The sequence below is a fragment of the Tamlana crocina genome, assembly GCF_012037625.1.
Map to the genome: position 1 here is coordinate 163,437 of NZ_JAAVJS010000001.1, position 15,953 is coordinate 179,389.

Genomic DNA, 15,953 nt, shown 5'->3' on the forward strand with positions numbered 1-15,953 from the left:
TAGCGTGAATTTTTATAATTTATGAGCCATTTTAAAACCATACAAAGCAAACTTGAAGCTTTTATTAGGCGATTTTATACCAACGAATTGCTTAAAGGAGCTATTCTGTTTTTTACCATTGGGTTGCTGTATTTTTTGTTTACGCTGTTTATCGAGCACGTGTTATGGCTTAATACAACGGCGAGAACCGTACTGTTTTGGCTGTTTGTAGCGGTAGAGTTGGGGTTGCTTATCAAGTTTGTTTTTATTCCATTGGCGAAACTGTTCAAACTTCAAAAAGGGATTGATTACGAAGCCGCTTCAAAAATTATTGGTAAGCATTTTCCGGAGGTGAATGATAAATTGTTGAACGTCCTTCAGCTTCATCAAAGCAAAACGCAATCGGAATTACTGTTGGCCAGTATAGAACAAAAATCGATGGAGTTGACACCGGTACCTTTCAAATTGGCCGTAAATTTTAAACGCAATTTGGGGTATTTAAAGTACGCCGCCATTCCCGTGGTTATTTTATTGCTCACGTTTGTTTCAGGGAATTTTAATTGGTTTAGCGATAGCTACCAACGCGTGGTGCATTATAAAACAGCTTACGAACCACCCGCACCGTTCCAGTTTTTTGTGGTTAATGACAACCTAAATGCCATTGAGCACAAAGATTTTAAATTGATTGTAAAAACGGCGGGCGACGTAGTTCCTGAAACCGCACAAATTAATTATAACAACGAAACTTATTTTTTGCAGCATAAAGCGCCAGGTGAGTTTGAGTATGTGTTTTCGCAATTGGGCGAACCCGTTACGTTTCAGCTTTCGGCTAATGCAGTCACATCAAAACCCTACACGGTAAATTTGGTGGAAACGCCGTCGTTATTGGATTTTAAAATGGTGCTTGACTATCCGAATTATACCAAAAAACAAGATGAAACGCTAAACAGTACCGGTAATGCCGTTGTTCCAGAAGGCACTAATATCACGTGGAAGTTACAGACCAAATCGACCGATGAGGTGTTTCTGTTTTCAAAAGACACAGTGCTTTTTAATGCTGAAAAATCAAACCAGTTTGAGGCTTCAAAACAGGTGTTCAGTAATTTTGATTATTCCTTAAGTACGAGCAACAAACATTTAAAACATTACGAGAATTTAGGCTTTAATATTGATGTGGTTAAGGATCAATATCCTGAAATCAATGTGGAAATGAAACAGGATAGCTTGGATATGCAAACCCTTTATTTTAAAGGGCAGGTGAGTGACGATTATGGTTTCAGTAAACTGCAATTGGTGTATTATCCCATCAGTGACGAAAACAACAAACAGGAAGTTGTAATTCCGGTTTCCAACTCCAATATTTCCGAATTCATTTCAGCTTTTCCGAATGAACTTAATGTTGAAGCTGGGGTAGCTTATGAGATGTATTTTCAGGTGTTCGATAATGATGCCGTTAACCGATTTAAGAGTGCTAAAAGTGAATCGTTCAGCTATAGGAAACAGACACAGGATGAGGAAGAGCAGCGACGGTTAAAGGAGCAGGTGGAAACCATTCAGGATTTGTATAAGTCTTTGGAAAAGTTTGATGAGCAGGAAAAGGAATTGAATGAGTTAACGCAAACGCAGAAGGAGAAATCAGATTTAAATTTTAACGATAAGAAAAAGTTAGAGTCGTTCTTTAAACGACAAAAGCAGCAGGACGAAATGATGAAACATTTCAACCAAAAATTAAAGGATAATTTGGAAGAGTTCCAAAAAGAAAACCCCAATGAGGATGAATTTAAGGAAGCACTCAAAGAACGTTTAAAAGAGAATGAAGAAAAGTTAAAAAAGGACGAAAGGTTACTAAAGGAAATTGAGAAGCTTCAGGATAAAATCAGTCAAGAGGAGATTATCAATAAACTGGACGATTTGGCGAAACAAAATAAAAACAAAAAAAGAAGTTTAGAGCAGCTTTTGGAATTAACCAAGCGTTTTTATGTAGAAAAGAAGTTGGAAAAATTGCGTGATGATTTGGATAAATTGGCTGATGAACAAGAGGAGCAATCCAATAAACCAAAGGAAGAAAACACCAAGGAAAAGCAAGATGAATTAAATGAAAAGTTTGAGAAATACAAAGAAGAAATGGATGCTTTGGAAAAGGAAAGCGATCAATTAAAAAAGCCAATTGATATTCCTCGTGACAAATTAGATGAGAACGAAGTAGATGCTGAGCAACAAAAGTCGGCTGATGAATTAGAGCAAATAGAAGAACAATTGCCTTCCGAAAACGAAGAAAATTCTGAACAAAATAAATCTAAACAATCGTTACAAAAAGCAAAGCAAAGTCAAAAAAAGGCAGCCCAAAAGATGAAGCAAATGAGTGAACAGATGCAGGGTGCCATGCAAGCTGGTGGGGGTGAGCAGATGCAGGAAGATATGGAAACGCTTCGCCAGATTTTAGATAACTTGGTATTGTTTTCGTTTGATCAGGAAGCCCTCATGAATCAATTTAAAACTATTGAAAGCAGTCATAATAAATATGCATCGTATTTAGTCAAACAGAACAATTTAAAAGAACATTTTGAGCATGTTGATGATAGTTTGTTTGCGCTTTCTTTGCGTCAGCCTAAAATTTCCGAACAGGTTAACAAAGAGATTACCGATGTGTATTACAACATTGATAAGGCTATGACTTTGCTTGCTGAAAATCAAATGTACCAAGGTATTTCTAATCAGCAATTCGCTGTGACTTCGGCTAATAATTTGGCAGATATTTTAAGTGATATTTTGGACAGTATGCAGGAAAGCTTGAGTATGTCGGCTGGTAAGGGAGGCCAAGGCGATATGCAGTTGCCCGATATTATTATGAGCCAAGAACAGCTGAATAAAATGATGCAGCAGGGCATGAAAAAGGGAGAACAGGGTAAACAAAAGGAAGGTGAAGGTAAGCAACAAGGTCAGGGAGAAAAAGAAGGAGAAAAGGAAGGCGAAGAAGGTAATAAAGGAAAGCGTGGCGAGCAACAAGGTGAGGATGGCAAGCCAAGCGGCCAAGGAGAAGGAAGCAACGAAGACATGAATGGATTGCTTTATGAAATCTACCAACAGCAGCAACAGTTACGTCAGCAACTAGAAGAAAAAATTAAGAAAGAAGGATTTGGTGGAAATGGTGATGCTTTGGTTAGAAAAATGGAAAATATAGAATTGGAATTATTGAACAAAGGTTTTACGAATCAAACGCTTCAAAAAATGATGGATTTAAAACATCAGCTTTTAAAGATGCAGAATGCGACCCATCAACAAGGTGAGGAAGAAAAGCGAGAATCGGAATCAAACAAAACACAATTTTCTGGTACTGTAAACAATCAAATTCCAACGGCAAAAGAATATTTCCAGACCACCGAAATATTAAACAAACAAGCTCTACCTTTGCAACCGGTTTATAAAGAAAAGGTTCAGAAATATTTCAAGAAGCAAAATGATTAATTTCAATTACGAAGCGGAGTTTAAATTGGATTCAGAACAAGCGATTTCAGATTGGGTTGTCAGTGCTGTTTTAAACGAAAAACACAAACTTGAAGAAATCAATTATGTGTTTTGTGATGATGCCTATTTGCATAAATTGAATGTGGAATATCTTAACCATGATACCTTGACTGATATTATTAGTTTTGATTATTCGGTTGGGAAGACCATTGCAGGAGATATATTCATTTCTGTAGAACGCGTTAAGGATAATGCTAACGAGTTTAATGTTTCCTTTGAAGAGGAGTTAAAACGTGTCATTATCCACGGGGTGCTCCATTATTGTGGTTATAAAGATAAGACGGTTGATGAGGCCAGATTGATGCGGGATAAGGAGAATTACTATCTATCGAGGTTTAAAAAGAATTAATTTATAGGCCGTATATTTGCAAACTTAAATTTGATTGTTCCACGTGGAACATCTCAAAATAAATTCAAGATTTATGTTTAACGAAGAGTATGATGTTGTTGTGGTTGGTGCGGGGCACGCGGGTAGTGAAGCTGCCGCTGCTGCCGCCAATATGGGAAGCAAAACCTTGTTAGTAACAATGAATTTACAGAATATTGCCCAGATGTCCTGTAACCCGGCTATGGGAGGAATTGCTAAAGGGCAAATTGTTCGTGAAATTGATGCTTTGGGTGGTTATAGCGGTATTGTTTCAGATACCTCTGCTATACAGTTTAAAATGCTTAATAAATCCAAAGGGCCGGCTATGTGGAGTCCGAGGGTGCAGAGTGATAGAATGCGTTTTGCTGAAGATTGGAGAATGCTTTTGGAGCAAACGCCGAATCTTGATTTTTATCAGGAAATGGTGTCTGGACTTCTAATTGAAAACGGAAAAGTGGTTGGTGTTAAAACCTCTTTGGGAATTGAAATTAAAGCCAAATCCGTGGTGTTGACGAATGGCACTTTTTTAAATGGATTGATTCATATTGGTGATAAAAACTTCGGCGGAGGTAGAGCAGGTGAAAAGGCCGCAACCGGAATAACGGAGCAATTGGTGGATTTAGGTTTTGATTCTGGAAGAATGAAGACGGGAACACCTCCAAGAGTTGATGGAAGAAGTTTGGATTATTCAATAATGACCGAGCAACCGGGTGACGATAATCCTGAAAAGTTCTCTTATTTGGACGCAACAAAACCACTGAAAAAACAACGTTCTTGTTATATGACTTATACCAGCGAATTGGTTCATGATTTGCTTCGTGAAGGTTTTGATAGGTCCCCTATGTTTAATGGACGTATTAAAAGTTTAGGGCCGCGTTATTGCCCTTCTATTGAAGATAAAATTAATCGATTTGCTGATAAGGACAGACACCAATTGTTTATTGAGCCAGAAGGTTGGAATACGGTTGAGGTTTATGTAAATGGGTTTTCAACGTCACTGCCCGAGGATGTTCAGTTTAAAGCATTGCGTTCCGTAAAAGGTTTTGAAAATGTTAAGTTTTTTAGACCTGGGTATGCAATAGAATACGATTACTTTCCACCAACACAATTAAAGCACACTTTAGAAACTAAGCTGATTGATGGCTTGTATTTTGCTGGGCAGATTAACGGCACAACGGGGTATGAAGAAGCGGCTTCGCAAGGATTAATGGCGGGAATTAATGCTAGCTTAAAAGTTCAAGAAAAGGATGCGTTTACGTTAAAAAGAGACGAAGCTTACATTGGGGTGTTGATTGATGATTTGATTACAAAAGGCACCGAAGAGCCTTATAGAATGTTTACTTCTCGAGCGGAATATAGAACACTTTTAAGGCAAGATAATGCCGATTTGAGATTAACACCGAAAGGTTATGAAATCGGTTTGGCTTCTGAAATGCGATTAAAACGTATGGAAGAGAAGCATGAATCGGCTGAAAAGTTTGTTGATTTTTTCCAGAATTTAAGTGTTAAGCCTGAGGAGATAAATCCGATTCTCGAGAGTAAAGATTCTGCTCTTGTGAAACAATCTGGAAAGCTTTTTAAAATATTCGCACGTCCCAATATTGAGATGGATGACGTTAGAAAAGTGGAGGCAGTTGAAGCTTATATTCAGGAAAATGATTTGGATCGGGAGATCATTGAGCAGACCGAAATTCAAGTGAAATATTCTGGATATATCGCCAAGGAAAAAAATAATGCTGATAAATTAAGTCGTTTGGAATATGTAAAAATCCCGGAGAATTTTGACTATTCAAAAATCAAATCGATGAGCTTTGAAGCACGCGAAAAATTGAAAAAAATTCAACCCACAACGGTTTCCCAAGCCTCAAGAATTAGTGGGGTGTCACCAAATGATATTTCTGTTTTGTTGGTTTATATGGGGCGATAAAACTTAAAACTCAAACACGTTCCACGTGGAACATTAAAAAAGTACGCAGTATTCAGTTGGCAGTAATGAGTAATTTATCGTTCTTGTGAAGGCAGAATTTTAATTATTTGTATAATATATTTATGAATTCGTGGCAATAAAAAGCAACCAGAAACCTTTTTTTAAATGTAAAAGACTATTCTATTTCTGGAGAAGATTTTCTATTGTTGGAAAATAAAAATTACGAGTTGCTTACTAATCGAAATCGAAACTAATAGAGTACACTATTCGAATCAAAATTAATTATTTCTGAATAAACATTCGTGAATTCGTGGCTAATAAAAATAAACAAACCCTTTACTTAAACGTAAAAGACCATTCTGTTTCTGGGGAAGAATTTAAGTTAGTAGAGAACCCGCTATTCGGGTTTTTGGAAACCCATCCAAAACCATCCCCAGAAAAATTACCAGAATATTACGAAAGCGAGGATTATATTTCTCACACCGATTCCAAGCGAAATCTTTTTGAAAAGGCGTATCATTTAGTCCGTTCCTTTTCGTTAAAAAGCAAATTGAATTTAATCAATTGGTTTTCCGAAAATGAAAAAACGCTTTTAGATTTTGGTTGCGGTACGGGCGATTTTTTACAAACCGCCCAAAAAAATAATTGGAACGTTTTTGGAATAGAGCCTAACGAACAGGCTAGGGGTATAGCCAATAAAAAAACAAATGATGCTGTTTTTGATATCGGCCAACTTATAAAGTTTAAAGAGCACAGTTTTGATGTGATTACCCTTTGGCATGTTTTGGAGCATTTACCAAATTTGGAAGAAGACATATCGGTTTTTAAAAAGCTATTAAAGCCCAAAGGAGTTTTAATCATTGCTGTTCCGAATTATAAAAGTTACGACGCCAAACATTATAAAAACTTTTGGGCCGCTTACGATGTGCCGAGACATTTATGGCATTTTGATCGGAACTCTATTTCAAAATTAATGCAAAGTATTTCCTTTGAAGTTGTAAAAACAAAACCCATGTGGTTTGATGCATTTTATGTGAGCCTGCTTTCTGAAAAATATAAAACGGGAAAAATGAATCCTATTAAAGGATTTTACATTGGGTGGCTTTCAAATATTAAAGCACTATTCACAAAAGAGGCTTCTTCTTTAATTTATTTGATAAAAAACAGTTAAACTATTTTATCTAACAGTAAATAGACGATTGCTGTTCCAGATAGGCGATTGCCTTGACTTTTTTCAAAACAGCCTTAAAACGCTTTATTTTAAGTTATTTTTCATAGTTTTTGTTTATTGGTTTTGATTTTAAAAATAAGTATTGTTTATGTGTTAAATTCGGGACAATTCAACCTAACTTTATGGTTTACTTTGTTACATTTGTTCAAATCAAAAACAACAATCTAAATTAGAATTAACAATACGAGACAATGAGAAATGTTTTTTATGTATTATTGGCCATGCTAGTTTTAGCATCTTGCCAAAAGCCAAACAAAATTGGTTTTATTGATAACGGAACCGTAATTAACGATTATCAAGAAAAAAAAGATATCGAAGCTAAATATCAAGCTAAAGAAGAGAAATTTAGAAAAAGAGCAGATAGCATAGGGCAATCTTTTCAGGCAGAAGTTCAAGAAACGCAAAAAGAAGCGCAACGTTCTTCTCAAAAAAAACAACAAGAGCTTATGTCCGGTTTGCAACAAAAGCAACAACAGTTGCAACAGCAAATGCAAATAGAGAACCAGCAATTAACTCAAGAGTTTCAAACGGAAATTGATTCTGCTATTGTAAAGGTAAAAGATTTTGTTAAGGATTATGGAAAGAAAAACGGATATACTTATATTTTAGGTACCAGTGATGCTGCCGCCACCGTATTGTATGGGGAAGAGCAACACGATTTAACACAAACTATTTTGGATGCCTTAAATGCTGGCTATAAAAAGGAGGAGTAATTAACACTTATTTTAATAACAAAAAACCCTGTTAAACTAATTTAGCAGGGTTTTTTTGTTGAAATAATTATGCTAAGAAAACTTATTTTTTAGGCCCAATGCAACCCTTCGTTTTTTTGTTTGTCAATAAAAGTGATAATCAAAAAAACGAACAGTATGAAACATACTTTATTAGGTTTAGGCCTATTATTCTCATCTTTAATATGTGCTCAAAATTACACAATAAGAGGCAAGGTTAAAGACGCCAAAAACGGCGAAACCCTCATGGGTGCCACAGTATTTTTAAAAGGAACAAGTAGTGGTGCTGTTACTAATAATTACGGGTTTTATTCACTTACGGCAAGCCAAGGAAATTATACCTTAATTGTGTCCTACATGGGCTATCAGGACATTACTAAAGAGGTTAACCTTAGCGAAAATCTAGAACTTAATTTTGAATTACAAGAACTTTCTCAAACACTAGGGGAAGTTGTAATAACAGCAGAAGAACCTGAGCAAATTAGCATTAAAAAACCACAGATGAGTGTGTCTAAGCTAAATGCTTCTACTATCAAGCAAATGCCAGCTGTACTTGGTGAGGTAGATGTTATTAAATCCATTCAAATGCTACCGGGTGTTACCAATAATGGAGAAGGTGCTCCAGGATTTAATGTTAGAGGAGGAGCAGTGGACCAAAACTTAGTTTTATTAGACGAGGCTATTATTTATAATACGTCACACTTTTTTGGGTTCTTTTCGGTGTTTAATAACGATGCCGTTAAAGATGTTAAGCTCTACAAGGGTGACATTCCTGCTAATTTTGGAGGTAGGGTGTCTTCTGTTTTGGATGTGCACCAAAAAGATGGTAATAGTAAGGAATTTGAATTGAATGGAGGTATAGGATTGATTTCTAGTAGGTTAACAGCAGAGGCCCCATTATTTAAAGATAAAGGCTCCTTTTTAATTGCTGGTCGATCGTCTTACGCACATCTTTTAATGAAAAGTATAGAAGAGGTAAAAGATGATAAAATTTCTTTTTACGACCTTAACCTTAAAACAAATTACAACATAAATAAAAATAACAAAATTTATTTATCGGGTTACTTTGGACGAGACGTTTTCAACATTAATAACTTTTTAAAGAACAATTACGGAAATGTTTCAGGAAACTTACGCTGGAATCACATTTTTAATGATAAGTTGTTTTCTAATTTATCACTGATTTATAGCAAATATGATTACCAAATTATAATAGATTTTGTGAAATTAGATTGGGACGCCGATATCACAAATTACAATCTTAAATATGACTTTAAATACTACTTGAACAATAATTTAAAACTGGATTTTGGCTTTAGTAGTATCCTGTATAACCTTAATCCGGGTGAAGTAAAACCTACCTCTGATTCTTCACCAATAAATTTTTTAAAGCTAGATGAAAAAAGAGCACTGGAAAGCGGCATTTATGTGAGTGCTGAACACAAAATCACCGATAAATTTACGGCGCAATACGGGCTTAGATTAAGTAGATTTAATCGTTTGGGCGGTGTAAATATCACGAATTATCAAGATAATAAACCTGTAGTTTACAATAGCGCTTTTGGTATTTATGAAACAGGTACAGCGATTGGGGAAACTGCTTTTAAAAAGAATGAAAGCATTAAAACCTTCAATAATTTAGAGCCTAGATTGGGGCTATCATATCAGTTAAACGAATCGTCATCGTTAAAGGCGAGTTATACAAGGTCGGCGCAATATTTACACTTGCTTTCAAATACCACTTCGGTGACTCCTCTTGATGTTTGGACTCCTAGTGGAGCGTTTATAGAGCCGCAGTTATCTAACCAATATGCCATAGGCTATTACAGGAACTTTAAGAATAAAAAGTATTCTCTGGAATTAGAAGCCTATTATAAAAATGTTGATAATAGAATCGATTACATAGATGGTTCAGATTTAATAGGGAATAACAATATAGAAACCGAGATACTAAATGGGGAATCTAGAGCCTACGGACTTGAATTTCTATTAAGAAAGAACAAAGGAAAATTAACAGGTTGGTTGGCCTATACCTTATCTAAATCTGAACAAAGAACCCTTGGAGGCAATGCTGGGGGACCAGGTATAAACAATGGGGACTGGTACAATACGTCTTACGATAGAACACACGATGTGTCGCTAACGGGTATCTACAAGCTAAACAACAAGTGGAGTTTTAGTGCCAATGCGGTTTTCCAAACGGGCAGACCTGTTACGTACCCTGATAGCCAATATGAATATGAAGGCTTATCAATTGCTAATTTTAGTGACCGTAATGCCAGTCGTCTTCCCGCTTATCATAGGTTAGATTTATCGGCAACATACAAGCCCAAAAAGAATTTAAATCGAAAACTTCAAGGGGAATGGGTATTTGGTATTTATAACGTTTATAATCGAAGAAATGCCGCTTCAATTTCCTTTCTTCAAAATCAAGATACAGGTTTAAATGAGGCCACTAGATTATCCGTTTTTGGAGCCATTCCGTCAATTACTTACAACTTTAAATTTTAAACAGATGAAAACCTATATAAAATCAATTGCACTTTTACTCTTAGTCATTACCACGGCTTGCGAAGATGTTATAGATGTTACCGTTCCAACGGCTTCACCAAGACTTGTTGTTCAAGCGTCTTTAGACTGGCAAAAAGGGACCGATGGAAGCAATCAAGAAATTAAATTAAGTACATCAACGCCTTATTTTGATACCAATAGAACAAGTCCTGTAAATACCGCCATAGTAACCGTTACCAATAAAGATAATGGCGTAGTTTATAATTTCACGAATCAGAATGATGGTACTTATACCATCAGTAATTTTGAACCTATTATAGGCCATACTTACGAATTGGAAATACTTTATAACAACGAACGTTATTCGGCAACCGAAACCTTTATTTCGGTTTCTCCTATAAACCGTGTGGAACAATCTGTTGAAGGTGGTTTCGACGAAGAACTTTTAGATATTTCCATCTTCTGGAATGACCCAGTAGATATAGAGAACTTCTATCTTATAAAATTTATTGAAGCAGGTGATGTGGTACCTATTTATGAAGATTATCCCGATGAATTTGTAGATGGCAATGAGCTGGATACCTTTTTTGAAAAGGAGGACGACGACGACGATTCTTCAGCGAAATTCAACCCTGGTGATGTCGTAGAAATTAGCCTCTACGGTATCTCAAAACAGTATGACCACTACATAAGTCTACTCATTGAGCAATACGATAGTGCCGGCGATCCGTTTAGCACTATTCCGGGACAATTAAGGGGCAATTGCATCAATACAGACAACCCGGATAACTATGCTTTTGGTTATTTCAGGTTATCTGAATATGATACCGTAACCTATACGTTTCAATAATTGACTCATTGTAGGTTAAACACAAAAAATCAAAATGGATTTTATTAAATAAAGACAATATGAAAACAGTACACTTTGTTTATATGGTTTTTGCTTTTACAATATTTCTTAGCTCGTGTTCTGTAGAAGGCATTAAAGCATCGAATACCATAATTACAGAAGAGCGCACCTTAACTAATTTTAGCGAAGTACAGATCTCTAATGATATCGAAGTTGTGATTAAAAAAGGCACAGAGCATTCGGTTAAAATAACTACCAGTGATAATATTATAGACCATGTGCGAACCAGAGTGAAAAACGGTAAGTTAATCGCAAGCCTTTCTGGCAACATAAGAAGATTAAATGAGCTTAAGTTAGAAATTGTGATGCCCAATCTTTCGAGTTTAGAATTATCGGCAGATAGTTATGGCGTTTGTTCTGGTTTCGAAAACCTAGAAACATTACACGTAAAGGTTTCTAGCGATGCGTTTATTAGGTTAAACGGTTCTGCCAAAAACCTCACTATAAATGCCAGTAGCGACGCAAAAATTGAAGGATTTAATTTTGTTGCTAATACCTGTAATGTAAATTGTTCATCAGATGCTTCGGTGGCAATTCATTGTGTAGAACAATTACAAGGCAAAGTTTCGAGCGATGCAGTGGTGTTTTATAAGGGCAGCCCCATAGTTAATGTTTCCACAAGTAGCGATGGGGCCGTAATTAACACAAACTAAATGTTCTTGTTTCATAATAATTGTAACTTTCGTGCAACCCTTTACATTTTCTATTGTCTATAAAAATAGAACATAAAACAGAACCGATTCCATAATACAGTGTAGTGACTAACCAAGTAGTGTTCGCACATAAAGATTTTGTCGAGAAAAGCAAATTAGGCGACCGACAAGCGCAATATAAACTGTATTCACTTTACGTGAACGGTATGTTTAATGTATGTATTAGAATGGTGAAATCTAAAGAAGATGCCGAAGATATTTTGCAAGATAGTTTTGTAGAGGCTTTCAAAAACCTTAACAGTTTTCGTTACGAGAGTACTTTTGGGTCTTGGCTTAAGCGTATAGTTATTAATAAGAGTATTAATCACTTAAAGTTAAAGCGTGTTCCTTTGGTCTCCGTAGACGATTTTCAAAATAAGGTTCCAGAACCAGAGGAGGATACAAACATAACCGAAGAACATCTCAATGTGGATGTTATCATGTCGGCCATAAAGCAACTGCCTACGGGGTACCAGACCATTATCAATTTGTACTTAATTGAAGGTTACGATCACGTCGAGATTGGAGAAATTTTAGGAATCAGTAGTTCTACTTCAAAATCTCAATATCATAGAGCAAAAAAGAAATTAATAGCATTGATGAATTGATTGCATGGATAAATTAAAAAAATACACAGAAGAAAACAACACTCAGTTTGATACAAATCATTTAGATGAAGTAGACAAACTTAGGTTATGGGGAGATATAGTGGCAGAATTGCCAGAAGGACCAGTAAAGGTAATTCCGTTGTGGAGGAAATCTGTTTTTAAAACAGCGGCAAGTATCGTGTTGTTGCTTGGTTTTTCATTGTTTTTTCTACAATTAGACAACCAACAAGGCGATACGCAAATAGTCAATCAAGAGCTCAATGAAATAGATAGCCATTATCAACTTTTGGTAAATAATCAGGTAGAATTAATCAAGCAGAGTTTACATATCTCCAAAGCAGATCAAGACGATTTCTTATCGCTACTAGACGATTTAGATGAAGAATATAAAACACTAAAAAGCGAACTTAAATTGGGCATCAATAACGAAAAAATTATTGAAGCCATAATTAACAATTACAGAAAGAAAATAAAACTCATGGAAGATTTGCTAGAGCGATCGTATCCTATAAAAACAGATTTTGAAGATGAGGCGTATACATTATAAACTGTTGGTTTTTAAGATAATAGCATTGTTTTCGGGCATTGTTTTCGCTCAGAACAAGATTAATAAAGATTTAAAAAAAACATTTCCTCTCAATAGTGAAGGCGCGCTTTATTTAGAGAATAAATATGGTAATGTATTTATTAACGGTTGGGACAAAGCATCGATTCAATTAGAAGTTTCGGTAGAAGTAAAAGGAAAGAACCTGGACAAGGCCAAGGATCTTTTAAAAAGAATAAACCCCACATTTATTAATACCAATTCTCAATTAATAGTTAAAACCGAAATAGAGGAAAAAAATGCCTCGCTTTTCAATAAATATTTTAAGAAAATAGGGCCTTTAAATAGCGAAAAAACAAATAGTGATATAAACTATACCATATACCTTCCTAAGAACGCTGCCATAGAGATCTTTAATAAATATGGAGATATTATTATCTCAGATTGGTACGGAAAATTGAATGCCAATATAGAACACGGTGATTTAAGAATAACCAATGATTTAGACGACTCCAAAATAGCTATAAAATATGGTAATCTAAGAGCTAATGTGCTTAAGCATAGTCGTATTGATTCTAAGAATGCAACGGTATCTTTTGATGAATCTGAAGTTTTAAAACTACAATCCGATGGGTCGATAATGACTATAGAAAATGTTGGAAATTTAGATATTAACTCCAACAAAGATGATATAGAGATTAATACTGTAAACCATGTTTATGGAGCATTGAAATATTCCCAATTAACTTTAAATCATGTTGTTTCTAAGGTGAACTTAAATTTAAATTTGGCAGAATTGCGATTAAAGAAGCTTGAAACAAAGGCACCAGTTATAAATCTAAATCAAAAGTCTTCGGAGGTTTATGTAAATATTTCTGAAACCAGTTTTAATTTTAGTGCAGAATTAGAGCAAGGTGTTTTAAGATTACCTAAATCCATGCATAGCATAAACAGCAAGGTCCTTGATGAAAAGGATAAGATTAGGCAAATTAGAGCAGCTTATGGAGCCGAAAATCAAGGCATTATTGATATAATTGGATACAAAGGCATAATTATATTTAAGGAACTTTAATAAAAATCAATCAAAACATGAAAAAAGTAGTGATGCTTCTACTGTTAATCACAGTTAATTCGTTAGTATTTGGACAGAAAGAACAAGACTATGTAGAATTCGATGATAGAAAAAACGTTGTTCACGGAGTCTATCTGGGCTTCAATTTACATTACGGGAAGTTAGACAATAGAGATACTGGGTTTGGAAACTTTAAGTTTGCCTATGTAGCTAACAGGAAGATGGAGGTAGGCTTTGGTGGCACCGTTTTCTTTAATGAAAGGCCTAATGATAGACCAGACTTATTTAATGGCGATAAAATTGGAATGTTTGGCGCCTATGGTGGGCTACACTTAGAGCCTATTTTGTTTGGTAAACGCTTTGTTAGCGTTTCATTTCCTGTGTTAATTGGAGGTGGTGCGGTTGGCTTTTTTGGCAATAACTTTTCTAATAATTACGACGATTTCGACGACGATTTTGAAACCGATGATTTTGATAAATTCTTCATCGTAGAACCAGGAATTAATATACTCTATAACTTTTCTCGATATACCCAGTTAGAAACTGGCTTAAGATATAGGTTTACCAGCGACTACGAACAGCCATATAAAACAGGAGATTTAAATGGGTTTTCTGTAGGTATAGGTTTAAAGGTCGGTATCTTTAATATGGGAAGGAAAAAGAAAGTAAAGGATAATTTTTAACTAGCTTTTTTATGCAACAACCGCGTCAATTTAATAGATAGATCGGTGAGGATAATTTTAGAGTTACCGTTGCGTTCAATATGGTAAATGGCGTTTTGCAGTTCATCACTTATTTCCATAATATTATTACCGTGCACAAAAGGGGCAAAGTTTTCCAGTTTGAACTTTTCGGTTTTGGGTTCTAAAAACACCAAATCGGTAGCGTTATAATTCATAAGCAATGCTTGCCTGAAAAAGTCCAAACAAAAATTTAGGAACTGCTTTTGCGTTTCGCGGCCAGTTTTGGCAATATCTTCACTCCAAGAAATTAAATCGTGAATGGCCGCTTTGTTGCCCTTGGCTTTAAAAGCGCTGCGAATCCAGAAAATAAACCAGGTTTCAAATTGAATATCTTCAGAATCTTGATACACCAAATCGCAAGCCTTGTTGTAATTGCCGTTAGATTGGTGTGCGATTTTAGTAGCCGTAGCCTCATCAAGGCTGTATTCCTTGATTAAAGCCTCTTTAATTACGTCTTCAGCCAATGGAGGAAAACGCAGGATTTGGCAACGCGACCGGATGGTGTTAATTATCTGTTCCTCATCTTCGGCAATCAATAAAAAAATCGTTTTGCTGGGCGGTTCCTCAATCAGTTTTAAAAGTTTGTTGGCGCATTGGGTGTTCATTTTTTCGGCCATCCAAATTAGCATCACTTTGTAACCGCCTTCATAAGATTTCAGCGCAAGCGATTTTACAATTTCACCGGCTTCTTCAACACTTATCAGCCCTTGTTTGTTGTCCACCCCGAGCAGTTTGTACCAATCAAACAGATTGCCGTAGGGCTGTTGCTCCAAAAGTTGTCGCCATTCTTCCAAGTAAAAACTCGAAACGGGTTTGCTTTTCACCTTATCGCTGGTGGTTACCGGAAAGGCAAAATGCAAATCGGGGTGCGAAAAAGTTTTAAATTTTAGGTTGCAGGCCTCATTACCCGTATTGTTTTCGCCGTTGGTGTTGGCGCACAAAATGTATTGCGCATAAGCTAGGGCCATGGGCAATGTACCTGTGCCTTCTTTGCCAACAAACAGTTGGGCGTGCGGAATACGTCCGTTATCAACACTTTTGGTTAAGTGGTTTTTTATGTGGGTTTGGCCTAAAACGTTCTTAAAAAGCATAAGGCAAAAGTAAACGATTTTT

General features: G+C 35.8%; 13 protein-coding genes. 12 read left to right on the top strand and 1 reads right to left on the bottom strand.

The features are described 5' to 3' along the window. The first annotated feature begins 21 nt into the window (after window positions 1-21). The 12 genes from HC176_RS00750 (at window position 22) to HC176_RS00805 (ending at window position 14,780) form a co-directional block, all read left to right on the top strand. Window positions 22-3,444: a coiled-coil domain-containing protein gene (locus HC176_RS00750; protein WP_167916268.1), complete on the top strand. Its 3,423-nt coding sequence runs from the start codon at window positions 22-24 to the stop codon at window positions 3,442-3,444. Then, entirely contained in the window at window positions 3,437-3,853 is a 417-nt protein-coding gene (ybeY, locus tag HC176_RS00755) for an rRNA maturation RNase YbeY (protein ID WP_167916269.1), read from the top strand. The genes HC176_RS00750 and ybeY overlap by 8 nt, the downstream gene beginning before the upstream one ends. Before the next feature lie 73 nt (window positions 3,854-3,926). Beyond that, on the top strand, window positions 3,927-5,798 hold the full coding sequence (mnmG, locus tag HC176_RS00760) for a tRNA uridine-5-carboxymethylaminomethyl(34) synthesis enzyme MnmG (protein WP_167916270.1): 1,872 nt from the start codon (window positions 3,927-3,929) through the stop codon (window positions 5,796-5,798). A 310-nt stretch (window positions 5,799-6,108) separates the two neighbouring features. Next, window positions 6,109-6,969, top strand: a complete 861-nt coding sequence (locus tag HC176_RS00765) for a methyltransferase domain-containing protein (protein ID WP_167916271.1) — start codon at window positions 6,109-6,111, stop codon at window positions 6,967-6,969. A gap of 251 nt (window positions 6,970-7,220) precedes the next feature. Next, window positions 7,221-7,742: an OmpH/Skp family outer membrane protein gene (locus tag HC176_RS00770; RefSeq protein WP_167916272.1), complete on the top strand. Its 522-nt coding sequence runs from the start codon at window positions 7,221-7,223 to the stop codon at window positions 7,740-7,742. Between the two features lie 156 nt (window positions 7,743-7,898). Continuing rightward, window positions 7,899-10,271, top strand: a complete 2,373-nt coding sequence (locus HC176_RS00775; RefSeq protein ID WP_167916273.1) for a TonB-dependent receptor — start codon at window positions 7,899-7,901, stop codon at window positions 10,269-10,271. Window positions 10,272-10,275: 4 nt separating this feature from the next. Continuing rightward, window positions 10,276-11,121 (top strand): DUF4249 domain-containing protein, encoded by an 846-nt coding sequence (locus HC176_RS00780; protein WP_167916274.1) that lies wholly within the window; start codon window positions 10,276-10,278, stop codon window positions 11,119-11,121. Window positions 11,122-11,180: 59 nt separating this feature from the next. Then, window positions 11,181-11,834, top strand: coding sequence for a GIN domain-containing protein (locus tag HC176_RS00785; protein WP_167916275.1), 654 nt, complete (start codon window positions 11,181-11,183; stop codon window positions 11,832-11,834). A gap of 104 nt (window positions 11,835-11,938) precedes the next feature. After that, complete coding sequence (locus HC176_RS00790) at window positions 11,939-12,481, top strand: RNA polymerase sigma factor (protein ID WP_342448655.1); 543 nt, start codon at window positions 11,939-11,941, stop codon at window positions 12,479-12,481. 4 nt (window positions 12,482-12,485) lie between these two features. Continuing rightward, window positions 12,486-13,028 (top strand): hypothetical protein, encoded by a 543-nt coding sequence (locus tag HC176_RS00795; protein WP_167916276.1) that lies wholly within the window; start codon window positions 12,486-12,488, stop codon window positions 13,026-13,028. A 4-nt stretch (window positions 13,029-13,032) separates the two neighbouring features. After that, window positions 13,033-14,097, top strand: a complete 1,065-nt coding sequence (locus HC176_RS00800; RefSeq protein ID WP_167916277.1) for a hypothetical protein — start codon at window positions 13,033-13,035, stop codon at window positions 14,095-14,097. Window positions 14,098-14,114: 17 nt separating this feature from the next. Further along, the gene (locus HC176_RS00805) at window positions 14,115-14,780 is read left to right on the top strand and encodes a hypothetical protein (protein ID WP_167916278.1); all 666 of its coding nucleotides are present in this window, start codon (window positions 14,115-14,117) and stop codon (window positions 14,778-14,780) included. On the opposite strand, the gene HC176_RS00810 is transcribed toward HC176_RS00805, so the two are convergent. After that, window positions 14,777-15,931 carry a DNA polymerase III subunit gene (locus tag HC176_RS00810; protein WP_167916279.1) on the bottom strand — a complete coding sequence of 385 codons (1,155 nt, stop codon included), beginning with the start codon at window positions 15,929-15,931 and terminating at the stop codon, window positions 14,777-14,779. The two genes, HC176_RS00805 and HC176_RS00810, sit on opposite strands and share 4 nt — an antisense overlap. Between the last annotated feature and the right edge of the window lie 22 nt (window positions 15,932-15,953).

What these genes read in the sequence shown, in the direction of transcription:
- mnmG (WP_167916270.1), top strand. Translation starts at nt 3,927, where the DNA reads ATGTTTAACGAAGAGTATGATGTTGTTGTGGTTGGTGCGGGGCACGCG.
- HC176_RS00805 (WP_167916278.1), top strand. Translation starts at nt 14,115, where the DNA reads ATGAAAAAAGTAGTGATGCTTCTACTGTTAATCACAGTTAATTCGTTA.
- HC176_RS00785 (WP_167916275.1), top strand. Translation starts at nt 11,181, where the DNA reads ATGAAAACAGTACACTTTGTTTATATGGTTTTTGCTTTTACAATATTT.
- HC176_RS00780 (WP_167916274.1), top strand. Translation starts at nt 10,276, where the DNA reads ATGAAAACCTATATAAAATCAATTGCACTTTTACTCTTAGTCATTACC.
- HC176_RS00750 (WP_167916268.1), top strand. Translation starts at nt 22, where the DNA reads ATGAGCCATTTTAAAACCATACAAAGCAAACTTGAAGCTTTTATTAGG.
- ybeY (WP_167916269.1), top strand. Translation starts at nt 3,437, where the DNA reads ATGATTAATTTCAATTACGAAGCGGAGTTTAAATTGGATTCAGAACAA.
- HC176_RS00795 (WP_167916276.1), top strand. Translation starts at nt 12,486, where the DNA reads ATGGATAAATTAAAAAAATACACAGAAGAAAACAACACTCAGTTTGAT.
- HC176_RS00775 (WP_167916273.1), top strand. Translation starts at nt 7,899, where the DNA reads ATGAAACATACTTTATTAGGTTTAGGCCTATTATTCTCATCTTTAATA.
- HC176_RS00770 (WP_167916272.1), top strand. Translation starts at nt 7,221, where the DNA reads ATGAGAAATGTTTTTTATGTATTATTGGCCATGCTAGTTTTAGCATCT.
- HC176_RS00810 (WP_167916279.1), bottom strand. Translation starts at nt 15,931, where the DNA reads ATGCTTTTTAAGAACGTTTTAGGCCAAACCCACATAAAAAACCACTTA.